Source organism: Bacillus sp. JHAA (genome assembly GCF_036961585.1).
GTDB classification, from domain to species: domain Bacteria; phylum Bacillota; class Bacilli; order Bacillales; family Bacillaceae; genus Bacillus; species Bacillus velezensis.
Genome location: NZ_JBAMDE010000003.1, coordinates 435,230 through 448,672, shown reverse-complemented (window position 1 = coordinate 448,672; position 13,443 = coordinate 435,230). Strand labels below are relative to the sequence as shown.

General features: G+C 50.3%; 1 protein-coding gene. It reads right to left on the bottom strand.

Annotated elements, in window-relative coordinates:
• Positions 1 to 14: 14 nt before the first annotated feature.
• Positions 15 to 13,442: a type I polyketide synthase gene (locus tag V7728_RS09465; RefSeq protein WP_099566751.1), complete on the bottom strand. Its 13,428-nt coding sequence runs from the start codon at positions 13,440 to 13,442 to the stop codon at positions 15 to 17.
• Position 13,443 lies beyond the last annotated feature (1 nt).

The following is a 13,443-nucleotide window of genomic DNA, read 5'->3' as shown; positions in this document are numbered from 1 at the left end:
TTCCCACTCCTCTCTCATTTAAATGCTTTCCAAAACATTTTTTTCGCAGGAAGCTCTTGTTTCTCCGCCGGTGCGTCAGGCTCTTTTACCAGAGCCTTACGTCTTAATGACGGTACCGGCAGCGGCTTTCTTTTCATTCGGGTGTCTTTTTCTTCCCAAGCTTCCAGAATGACGTGGGCGTTCGTTCCGCCGTCGGCAAAGCAGTTGATGGCTGCTGACGGTCTGGATGCATCCCATTCGCCGGCTGTTTTATGAAAATGAAAATCTGTCTTTGTTATATCAAAATGCGGCATCGGTTCATCTCCTGAGAGGAACGGAACCGTTTGTTTATGCTTCAGCATTAATACGACTTTAATGAAGCTTGCGATGCCTTCTGCGCAAAGCGGATGCCCGATGTTCGGCTTAATTGACCCGATGCCGAGCGGAACATGCTGGCCAGAGCGGTATACGGATTGAATCGCCTTCAGCTCAAGCAAATCAGTTACAGCGGAACCCGATCCGTTTGCTTCGATATAACTGATGTCTTCCGGCTTTTTGCCGCTTTTGAAAAGCGCGCTTTGCATGACGTCTTTTTGCGCCTGCATATTAGGAGCTGACGGGCCTGCCGTTCTGCCGTCATTGTTCATGGCGGCAGCCTTAATGACCGCGTGTATCGTGTCGCCGTCTTTTTGCGCCTGGCTTACTGTTTTTAACAGCACCATGCCGACGCCTTCACCGAGGACAACTCCGCCTGAACGCTTGTCAAATACGTGAAATGCCGGCTTTTCGTTTAACAGCCCGCGCTCTTGGAACATCCGGTGCGCCGCATCCGTGTTCAGCAGGCTGACGCCGCCAACTACCGCCGCTTTGATATCGCCGCTTCTCAGTGCCTGAACGGCCATGTTCATTCCTGTCAAAGCCGATGAACAAGCCGTATCAAGCACGATGCTCGGCCCGCGCAGATCAAAAAATTGCGAAACGTTTGCCGCTAAATAATTCTGCCCGCCCGCAACGATCGGGTTGCGGGTATTCGCAAGAATTTCAGGATCAGGCTGATGCTGGCTTCGGCCTCCGATATACACACCGGCCTCTATACCCTTGATTTCTTCACGGGAATAGCCGGCATGGCACCAAAGTTTCAAGCTCTCTTCCAACACCGCCAATGCCTGAGGGTCCATCGCTTTCGCGTCGTTTTCCGGAATGAAAAAGAATTCGGAATCAAAGTGATCCATATTGTCAATCAATCCCGCAACGTATTGATTTGCATATCCGAAACGTTCCGCCGGGACGGAGCCGATTGCGGACCTGCCGCTTCTCAGCAAGTCCCAATATTGTTCTAACGATTCCGCTCCCGGAAAACGGCAGCTCATTCCGACGACGGCAATGTCTTCAGTTACGGCATCACGCTTTTGTTCAGTATGAACCGTTTGTACGGCAGCCGGAACCAAGATTTCTGTATCCGGTTCCTCCCTTTCTGCAAGCAGCGGCTGTCCATTGGATACAAGCCATTCGGCAAACGCGTCAATCGTCGGATGTTCATATAAAACAGACGGATCTAAGTCCTCTTTGAGCGCTTGATTCATTTGCTGTAAAAGCTGCGCTAAAATGATCGAATCAACCCCGTAATCCTGAAACGGTTCGTCTGTTTCCAGCTCTTCCGGAGCGATTTTCAGCTCATCGGAAAACAGTTTCACAAGCCACGCCTTCGTATCAAGAAGCAGTTCTCTGTCTGAATGTTTTTCAGCGGCTTTGCCGGTTATTACGGCTTCAGTCTCTTTTTGTTTTTTCTCTTGACAGAGCAGCCTGTCAGGATGCCATTCGCTCCGATCAATGATAGCCGGCAGAACGGACGGGCGGATGTTTTCAGATAAAATACGGTCCAGCAAGTCAAGTCCTTCCGCGTTGGACAGTCCCAGCAGCCCGGTCTGCTTCAGGCTTTCTGTGCGGACTTCACCCAATCCGGTTTCCTTCCAGTTCGGCCATTGAATACTGACCAGCGGATATTGATGCTGATGAGCCGCCGCGAAATAATCCATGTACGCATTTGCCATCGCATAATCCGACTGTCCCGCCGCGAGCGCCGGAACGACTGCAGATACTGAAGAAAATAAGACAAAAAATTGCAAAGGATCATTTGTGAAAAGGCTGCTTAATGTTTGAAGCCCTGCGACTTTCGGTTCCAGCACTTCTTGTATATCGTCAGCAGTCTTTCTGATAAACGCCGGATTTACTGAATTAACAGATCCCGCACAATGAATGACGCCGCCGATCGGTCCCATCGTGCGCCGGATCGTTTCAATTTCCGCTGCCGCCGCATCATGATCAGACAATTTCAGACTGATCACCGCCACTTGCACTCCTTTTGCTTCAAGCTCTTCAATCGCCCGTATCTTCTCTTTCAGCCTCGTATTAACGGCTGACCGTTTATGACGGGGAGGAATCGGCTCCCTGCCTGTCAGCACTACTTTTTTCACGCCGTGTTTTTCTGTGAAATGGCGGGCGCATAAGAGACCCAGTCCCCTCGTGCCTCCGGTAATGAAAAGCACATGGTCTTCAGGAAACGGTGCGGGCTTATGTTCTGCTCGCTTCCCGCTTGGAATCTCCCTGAATAAAGCACGGTATCTCTGTCCGTTTCGGCGGCAGATTTCCGGTTCTGTGCTGTCCGCCGCAAATTCATCTGCAATCTGTTTGGCAAGCGTCTGCTGATCCGTATCTGTATCGGCATCCATGTGTCTGGACGTCACGTTTTGATACTCATTTTGAAGCATTCTGTACAGGCCGCTTTTTGCCGCTCCTGCAAGATGAATCGTTTTCTGCTGAAATGGCTCCAAGCCTTTTGTTACATATAGCAGCGTCAGCGGCCGCGCCTGCCGGCGGCTTGTATCAATCAGAGTCTGGAGCCGGCTGATCCCTTCCAGTGAAGGGTCTTCGTCTCCGCATCCCGTCAGATCGATTGCGCCATCTATGTGATTCCAATCGCTAGCTGCAGTGTCAGCCGAATCGACCGGGAGAATGAATGAGTCAGTGAAATGCTTTGCAGTCTCTTCGGCTAGCTCCGCTGTTCTTACATCAGCCAGAATCATGACCGTCCTGCCGCTTTTCTCACCGGCCGAATCGATCTCACACGGAACCCATTGCTTTTCTAAAAGCACAGCCTCGCGCCGGTCTTCTGTTTCCTGCGGTACGGCTTTCGGCTCAGGCAGCCAGTACGGCTCCTTCGCAAATGGGTAAGCCGGCAGACTGATTCTGTGGGGTTTTTCGCCTTGATAGAGTCTGTCCCAGTCCATCTGAAGCCCTTTGGCCCACAATTCCGCTATTTTGGCGTATTTTTTCTTATCGAACCATGACCTCACAAGCTGCTTCAGGTCATCGTCCGTTTCAAATGCTTTGAGTTCTTTTTTAGCCGTTTTGATATGGGCTTCATATATCCCTTCACCCGTATTTCCGTTTACAAAATCGGTTAAACGGCTGATCAGTTCTTCTCTCGAACCGGCTGTAACCGCAAGACGGTAATCCATCGCATCACGCCCGGTTTGAAGCGTGTACGCCATATCTGAAAGATTGATATTCTGATTGGCTTTTGCAAATTCGATCACAGACTCGGCATAGGTTTTTACCTGGGGCGCTTTTTTCGCCGACAGCACAAAAATGTTTGTCTCATCAGGCTTACGGCTTCCCCGGTCTTTCGGCTGATACTCTTCGATAACGAGATGAGCGTTTGTGCCGCTGTAGCCGAATGAGCTGACACAGGCCCGCCGCGGTGCTCCGCCTGTTTCCCAAGGTTTGAGTTCGGTATTGACAAATAAAGGCGAGTCATCGAAATCAAAATGTTCATTCGGCGTGCTGAAATGAAGGGTCGGCACAAGCTGCTGATGCTTCATCGACAGCAGAACCTTCTGGACGCTTGCTACACCTGCCGCCGCCGACGTATGCCCAATATTCGATTTAACCGAACCGATGGCGCAAAATTGTTTGCGATCCGTTTTTTCCTTAAATACAGAAGACAGGGCTTCTAATTCAATCGGATCCCCCTGCTTTGTGCCGGTGCCGTGCATTTCCGCATAGGTGATGCTCTCAGGGTGGATGTTGTGCGCTTCATACACTTGGCGCTCTAAATCCATTTGGCTTTTCGCGCTTGGTGCGGTAATGCCGTTGGTTTTTCCGTCCTGGTTAATTCCAGATCCGATAATGACTCCGTAAATATGGTCTTGCTCGGCTTCCGCATCTTTCAGCCTCTTCAAAACGAGCGCCCCCGCGCCTTCGCCAGGCACAAATCCGTTCGCACTGTTATCAAATGCTTTACATTGGCCGTCAGGAGACAGCATTCCTGCTTCACACATGCTGATGTATGATTCAGGCGTTAAATACAAGGTCACACCGCCGACAAGCGCCATGTCAATTTCATGATTCAACAGCGCCTGACGCGCCAAATGAGTCCCGACGAGAGATGAAGAGCATGCCGTATCGATCGGAATGGCCGGCCCTTTCAAATTGAGATAATAAGGCAGGCGGGCCGCCGCGATGCTGAAACTGTTGCCCGTCGCGCTTCCTCCTGTCTGATGTTTGTTTAACATCATGCCGTATTCATTGTTCATAATCCCCAAATAAACGCCGCAATTTTTCCCGTTTAATTCTTTTGAGCTGTAACCCGCATCTTCAAAGGCTTTAAAACCTTCCTGTAAAAATATCCGGTGCTGCGGGTCCATAAGTTCCGCTTCAGACGGAGATATATTAAAGAACAGCGGATCAAACTCTTCAATGCCGTCAAGCATACCGATTGATCTGCAGTATACTTTGCCCTTCTTGTTTAAGGCCGGATCATAGTATTTGTTTACATCCCAGCGGGAAAGCGGGATGTCGCGAATGGCGTTTTTCGCACGGGCTAAGTTGTCCCAATATGTCTTTAGGTCCGGCGCATCCGGGTACTTGCCCGACATGCCGACGATGGCTATCGCGTCCGCTATCTCGTCTTTAGGCTCCCGTTTGGCCTGCACCGGTTCAGGTTCCTTTTGAACCGTTAATCTCTCCGGCTCGGCAGGTGTTTTCTCCTGCGGGGCATGTTGCTGCGTAAGCGGCTTTGGACGTACGGGAACCGCCTGTTTTTTTCTTCCGCGGACAGACGGCTGCGTACTCAGAAAATCGGCAAATTGACGGATTGTCGGATAATCATACACTTTCGTTACGTTACAGTCCGTGCCGTACCGTTTATTGACGGCCTTTATCCATTCAAGACCGGTAATCGAATCCATACCCAAGTCAATAAAGGCCTCATCAATATCTACTTCATGCCGCTCCATGTACAATACATCAGCCAGTGCTTTTGATAACTCGTCATGCACCGCTTCAATCGGTTCTTCCGGTTCGGCGGAAGCTGCCGTTTCAGACATCGCCTCCAGAATATCCGCTTCTGCTTGTGTCACATGCTGCTTATGAGCGTTTAAAGGCTGCAGCATGATGTTTGACGGTTTTTTCACGGCCTCTGTTTTCTGCGGTTCGGTTGCTTCCTCAAGGATCGGTTCTGTCCCGAGCTCTTTTTGCAAGAAAGCCGCAAACTGGCGGATTGTCGGATAATCATATACTTTCGTCACCGTAAGGGACGTGCCGTATGCTTTATTAACAGACTTTATCCATTCAAGACCGGTAATTGAATCCATGCCGATATCAATAAATGTGTCGTCTGCGTCGATATCGTCGGCATCCATATATAAAACGTCTGCCAAACTTTCGGTCAATACGGCACTTACTTTTTCAGCGGAAACCGCCGGACGGGAAACAGACTGTACGGTTCTTTTCGGTTTCGCGCCGCTCAAAGTCTGCAGTGTAATGTTTGACGGTTTTTCTTTGGCAGTCTCGTCGTGAAGAGTTGTTACTTCAATGACCGGTTCCGGGGCGGCCGCCGGTGCGATCGGCGCAGACTGTGTTTCGGCCGGTCTTTTGACAGCTGCATCTGCTGATATGTCGATCCAATATCGGTCTTTTGCAAACGGGTAGGCCGGAAGACTGATTTTTTGCGGTCTGCCCATTTGATACAGCTTATCCCAATTCAGCGGAAGGCCCTTCACCCAAAGCTCTAATACCTTTGCGGCTTTGCCTTTTTCAAGCCACGCCTCAATGGTTTTTTCCATGTCCTCATCAGCCGTAAACAGCGCCATCGTGTCTTTATTCTGTTTGACTTGTCCGCGGTAGAGCTGGTCAATTGACTCCTTGCCGCCCGTAAATTCGTCAAGCTTCTCTTCAAGCTCGCGCAAATTGCTGACAATCATTCCGAGACGCTCTTCCATCGGTTCACGGCCGATTTGAAGCGTATATGCGATCCGGCTCAGATCCGCTTCCCGGTAACGCCCGCTCCGCAGTGCATCAAGAAGACGTTTCGCCCGTTTTTGAAGCCGTTGCTCATTTTTCGCGGAAAGGACGATCATCGACGGATGAGGCGCGGCAAAAGCCGTCTCCTTATCCTCATCAGCGGAATATTCTTCGATGACGATATGAGCGTTGACGCCGCCGGCTCCGAATGAGGAAAGCCCCGCGGTTCTCGGCAATTCTTTATTTACTCCGTTTTCATTTATGACCGGTCTTTTCCACTCTTCAAGCGTCTGCTGCACTTTAAACGGCGTAGCGAGAAAATCAATATTCGGGTTAAGCGTCCGGGAATGCAATGACGGTGCGAGCTGCTTATGCTTCATTTGCAGGAGCACCTTCGTCAGCCCGGCGATGCCCGCGGCGCTTTCACAGTGGCCGATATTGGATTTCGCTGAGCCGATGGCACAAAACTGTTTATCTTGTGTTTGTTCTGAAAAGGCTTTTGTCAGACCCGTGATTTCAATCGGATCGCCGAGTGAAGTCCCGGTGCCGTGGGCTTCGATGTAGCTGACCGCCCTCGGATCGGTTCCCGCGTCTTTTAACGCCTGTTTGATCACCGCGGCTTGGGCGTTCGGATTCGGTACGGAATACCCGTTTGTTTTTCCATCATGGTTCACGGCCGTTCCTTTGATCAGGCCGTAAATATGATCACCATCCGCTTTTGCTTTAGAAAGCGGCTTAAGGAGTACGGCGCCCACTCCTTCACCGGGCACATAACCGTCCCCGCCTTCTCCGAAACTTTCACATCTGCCTTTGCTTGATAAAAATCTGTTCTGGCCGAGCATCAAATATTTATTCGGATGAACGGATACATTGACGCCCCCGGCAAATGCTGCTTCGCATTCCCCGATCCGCAAGCTTTGGCATGCCAGATGAATGGCTGTTAAAGAAGAAGAGCACATCGTATCCAGAGCCATGCTCGGGCCGTTAAAACCGAATACATAGGAAGCCCTGTTCGCAATTGATGACGGATTTCCGGTCAGCGCAAGCGATTTACCGCGCGCCTGTTCTTCGGCTCCGTAAAGCTGATATTCCTCGTACATGACGCCGACGTAAACACCGACATTGGCGCCAAGCAAATCACCCGATTTTTCCGTGAGCTTTTTGCGCGTGTAACCGGCATCTTCCATCGTTTCGTAGACACATTGCAGGAATAACCGCTCCTGCGGGTCCATCAATTTTGCATCCCGGGGCGAAATAGAGAAGAATTGCGGATCAAATTTGTCCACGTCTTTCAAAAATCCTCCCCATTTTCCGTACGTCTTGCCTTCTTTATCTTTATCAGCGTCGTAATAAAGACTGTGATCCCAACGATCGTTTGGAATTTCGGTTATGCAGTCAGTGCCTTCACTCAAATTCTTCCAAAATTCCTGAAGATTTTCGGCCTGCGGATATCGTCCTGATATACCGATAATCGCGATATCTTCACGCTCTGTCAGCTGCTGATTTTTCCGCGTGTCCGGACGGACTTGCGCAAAGCCTTTTTTGCCTTCATTCCGTTTGAAAACGGGCTTTACTTTCGCTTTCTCAGACAGCGCTGGTTTGGCTGCTGGGGTTTCTTCTGTTTTCACCCCGGTCACTTCCAGCAGCGTGTCCCGGTGTGCTTTCATAAAATACTGCGCCAGCGATTCGATATTCTGGTACTCGAAAAACAATGTTTTTGATAATGAGCCGAAGCTCTTTTCCAGCCGGCCCGTCAAATGCATAATCATAATCGAATCAATTCCGTAATCTTCCATAGGCGCCTTGGCATCAATTTTGCCGACAGGAAGTTTGGTCACTTCCGAAAGCACTTGTTTCAAGAAATGCTCCGTTTTTTCTGCAAGCATGTTCTCTCCGCCTGCTGTAAGACCTGCCGTTTCTTCCGTTTCGCTGCCCTTATCCGGCTGATCATCCGCTGATTTTTTCAGAAACGCCCGGATTTTTGCGGCGTAGCCTTCCGTCACCATGACTTGGGATGTGTTTGCCGCCCACCCGCGGTATAAAGCCTGAATGCCGTTTTCTGTTTGCATAGGGACCATGCCGCTTTCTTTTGTCAGCATGGCTTCCGTTTCAGCATCAACCGTCATGCCGCCGTCTTTCCAAAGCGGCCAGCAGATTGAAAGGGTATGTCCATAGCGTTCATTTCGGGCTTTTTTACGGTTTCTTTTTTCACTGAAGGCGTTCATAAACGCATTGGCCATCGCATAATCAGCCTGGCCCGCGCTTCCGGCGCTTCCGGCTCCGGAAGAGAAAAGAATCAGAAAATCAAGCTCAATGTCCTTTGCCGCTTCATCAAGATGAACCAGTCCGGAGACTTTCGGCGCCAGTACATCACGGACTTCATCTTTGTGTTTTTTCAGAATATAGTTGTCTTTTATCGTTCCGGCGCTGTGTATGATACCGTTTAATCCGCCGTACTGCCGACAGATGTCCGCTGTGAGCGATTGAACTTCTTGTTTTTCCGTTATGTCCGTTTGTTTGTACACGGCTTGCGCGCCGAGATCGGACAGTTCTTGAAGCTGGGCTTTTTTACGGTTATCCAACAGAGAACGCCCCGTTAAAATAAGAACGGCGTCTTTTGCATGCCGGGCGATTTCTTTGGCGAATAAAAATCCGAGTCCGCCCGCACCGCCTGTGATCAGATAAACACCTTTATCCTTCCACGGCTTTTCGGCGCCGAACTGTTCAAGCCCTGTTTCCTGCCATTGTGCCGTATAGCGCTTGCCGTTTTCATAGCGAATATGCTTGTCATCAGGTTGAGCGCTGCATTCTTTTACATATCGGGACAGCGTGTCTGCCTTGACGTCCGGCTCCAATTCAATCAGCTGGCCGGTCAAGTTCGGGTTTTCAAGCGCCGCTGTTTTCAAAAGCCCCGTTAAGCCGCAAAGGAGCTGCGTATCCGCTTCTTGAGGCACGACAATCTGAATGAGCTCGCGCCCGCCGGAATTTGAAGCGAGGATTTTCTTCACTTCTTCGAACGCCTGAAGCGCACAAGCTTCAAACCGTTCGTCTTCACTCTTATGCTGATCACGGAGCACATGACAGCTGAAGTCTGTCTGTATGCTGTTCATTTGATCCGTAAACCGGTCAGATATCATCACGTGACGGGCTTTGAAATGGATCGGCGCTTCTTCATGTACAGCGGCCTTCTCTTCCCATACGTGTTCAAAAAATAGTGTATCTGTTTTATCCGTTTCAATTTCCCGTGCGGAATAACCAGTCATTTTCACACATACATTGCCTTGTTCGTCACATACATCAATATCCAGCTTCTGCACGGCATCTTCAGGCTTACTTTCGCCGCTGTACGCAATGGAAACCCACATATCGCTTTTACAGCTTTTCAACACATCAATCTGTTCGAGAGCAAACGGCAGCATCGGCCGTATGTCAGTCCCGTCTCTGTCAAGCATTAACCCGATTGTCGCGTGGAAGGCCGCATCCAAAAGGCTCGGATGGAGGACAAACTGATCTTTTGTATGAGAAATAGATGACGGGAGTGAGAGCTTCGCGAGCACTTCGCTGTCTTTTGCATAGATTTCCGTGACCGCTTTGTGAGCATCCCCGTATTCAATCCCCATCTGTTTGTATGCCTGATAGCAAGCGTCAGGTGTGATCAGACGGCGTGACTCTCTTAATTTGTCAATCTCGATTTTGACCGGTTCGCCCGCTCGGACAAACGCTGCGCTTCCTTGCGCATAGAGTACGGGTTCTTCTTCCGAGGAAGCCGATTCACTGTAAACCGTAAATCCCATCTCTCCATTTTCTTCGTCATAAAGGCGGAGATACAGTTCTGCGGACTCATCCGCCGCTGTAAACGGACGTATCCATACGACATGTTTCAGACGGACTGTTCCTTCTTCCTTCGTTTCTGCCGCATGTTCAACGGCCGCCCGGACCATTTCCAGATAAGCCGCGCCCGGTAACGTCCGCTCGTTTTTGACGACGTGATCTTTCAGGAAAAACTCTCCGCCGCTAAACGAGGACCGAAAACGGACGCCTGACATGTTTGATACATTTTCATGCAGGAGCGGATGCAGCATGCCTGCATTTTTTTGCGGCAGCGATTCTCTTTTCTCCGCCTTCGGCACCCAATACCGGATTTTTTCAAACGGATACGTCGGCAGGCTGATCCGATTCGGGTTGTTTTCTCCGTATAAGAGATTCCAATCCATCGTTCCTCCGCCGGCCCACTTTTCGGCAATCATCTCCAGACTCCCGGAAGAAAGCCATTTATGTATCAAGTCCGGAGCAAGCTCTGCCTGTTTGCTTTTATCAGCTCGGTTCCGCCAGCACCCGCTGACCGTTTTACCCGCCAGAAAGCCTTCCAGCCGCTCTTTGAGCTGTGTCATATTCTGAGCGGTGAACGCAACCCGCTCCTCCATCTGTTCACGGCCGATCTGAAGTGTATACGCCGCATCCTCAAGCGGCAGGCCGGGATGAATAAATGCAGACAGCTTCGCAACATACTCTTTTAGCCGTTCTTCATTCCGGGCTGAAACCGGAAAAATGAATGTCTGTTCTTCTGCCGGTTCAGCATTTGTTCCGTGTGATTCTTCAGGGATAAATTCCTCCAGAATGAGATGCACGTTTGAACCTGTCGCCCCGAAAGAGCTGATGCCCGCACGCCGGGGATATACGGTCTCATTTCCGTTTTCGGTCACTGATGGCTGCTGCCATGCTTCGGTATGATGCTGGACGTAAAACGGTGATTGTTCAAAATCTAAATACGGATTCAGCTCCTCCGAATGAAGAGACGGCACCAAAGTTTTATGGTGAAGCTGCAGGGCAACCTTGCTTAAGCCGCTGATGCCCGCAGCCGATTCCGCATGGCCGATATTGGACTTCACTGATCCGATCGAACAGAACTGTTTGTCCTGTGTGTACTGGCGGAACGCCTTGACAAGGCCTTGAACCTCAATCGGATCGCCGAGAGAAGTTCCCGTCCCGTGCGCCTCAATATAACTGACCGTGCGCGGATCGATGCCCGCTTTGTCCAGGCATTCTTCAATCAAATCAGCCTGCGCGACAGGACTCGGCACGGAAATTCCGCTCACTGTCCCCACGTGATTGACGGCACTGCCCTTTATCACCGCATAAATCCGGTCGCCGTCTTTTACCGCCTCTCGCAGCGGTTTTAATAACACGGCACCGATTCCTTCAGCCGGTACATAGCCGTCTCCGTCTTTCCCGAATGTATGACAAACCCCGTCTGTTGAAAACATGTCCCATAAACCGTATGTCAGATATTTATTCGGATGCAGCGACAAGTTGACGCCTCCGGCAACCGCCGATTCACATTCCCCGCGCCGAATGCTTTCCGCAGCAAGGTGAACCGCAGTCAGCGAAGATGAACAGACCGTATCGACCGCCATGCTCGGCCCGTGAAAATTGCAAAAATATGAAACTCTGTTTGCGATTTGCGCATAATTAAGAGAAAGCGGGAATACATGATCTTCAGAAGAAGCTTCAGCCCCGACCAACGTATAATCCTTATGCATCACCCCTGCGAAGACGCCGACGCGCTGTCTCTTATTCCGTCCGCGCGCCTCTGCGAGCGACTTCGGCGTATATCCGGCATCCTCAATCGTTTCCCAGCATGTTTGTAAAAACAGCCGTTCCTGAGGGTCCATTGTTTCAGCTTCCCGCGGCGTAATCCGGAAAAATTGGGGATCAAAGCAATCCGTATCATCAATAAATCCGCCCCATTTTGAAATGCTCTTTCCGGAAGGCGACTTTACATTTTCAAACCGGCGCCAGTCCCAGCGAGACTCCGGAATTTCGGTGACACAGTTTTTTCCTTCTTTCAGGTTTTCCCAGAATTCATGAATATTTTCGGCCTGCGGATAGCGGCCGGCCATGCCGATAATCGCGATATCTTCATCTTGCGGAACACTGCTTTTCCGCCTGTTTTCTGTTTGCGGCTCAACCGGCTTCGCCATTTTTGCCGGAGGCGCGCTGAAATGGCTCCCGTACTGCTCAGTCAGGAAAGCCGCCAGCTCTGCTGCCGTCGTATATTCAAACAGCAAAGTCGGAGAAAGGGTTTCGCCGATTTTTTCGCTGATCGTTTCGACGACGTCAAGCAGTCCGGACGATGTCAGCCCCATTTCATAGTAGCCGACTTGAGAATCAATCTGTTCAAGCGGCTTGCCGATTTTTTCCGCCATCAAATTCATGACATACCTCTCTGCTTCCTCATGCGGGTGTCCGCCTTCAAGCGATGCCGCAACTTCCGGTAAACCGGCTTTTTCAGGAGACTTCTCAGCAGTCTTTCGTTCTGTATTGATCAGCTCGGCATCCCGCACGAGCTTGCTTGTGAAATCTTTCAGCTCGGCTACTTTCCGGCCGGATGCGTTAAAAAACTCCAGTGTAATGTAAATGAGCTCCTTTTCCTGCCGAAGCGACGAACGTTTGATTCTCGTGATGCAGCCGGCCTGCAAAGGTTCGGAAGCTGTAAAAGATTCGTAGAAAAGAGGCAGAAACAGCCTCTTTTCCCCGTTTAACAGCGATGAGATCAATAGGTTTGCGCCGACGCCGCTTCCGTCAAGAAGAGTCGGATGGAACAAAAACCCTCCGGCCTGTCCCATCGCGTCTTTTCCGAGCGATACATCAAAGGTGACGCCGTCTCGCTCGGAAAACACTTCTCCTTCTGCTTTCATATATCCGCTGTGAACCAATTCCTGGCTTCTGCATTGTGCATAAAGCTCATTTAAATCGATGGTGCGTTCCGCCCCGCGTTTGACAGAGTCAAGATCAAGCGTGTCACTGAAAATTGCGGGTGCCGTCTCGTGCATTTCCGCTTTGACGTAAATACGTTCTTCCGGCTGTACTCGTCCGCCGCTGACCTCAGCCCCTTTTGCGGTAAGTTTCCAGCGCCCTTCTTTTACCTTTGTACATTCAACCGTAAGCTTGACGGCGCTGTCTTCTTTCGCAATAAGCGGCTGATATATGGATAAATGGCGCAGCTGAAGCCCGTCGTATGAATAGCCGCGCTCTTTGAAAATCTGATAAAACATATCAATATAAGCCAATCCCGGAAGGACTTTTTGTCCGTAAACGTCATGATGTAAAATAAACGGATTTTTCAGCGATAAAGTGATTTGCTTATTGAAGTTCTTCACG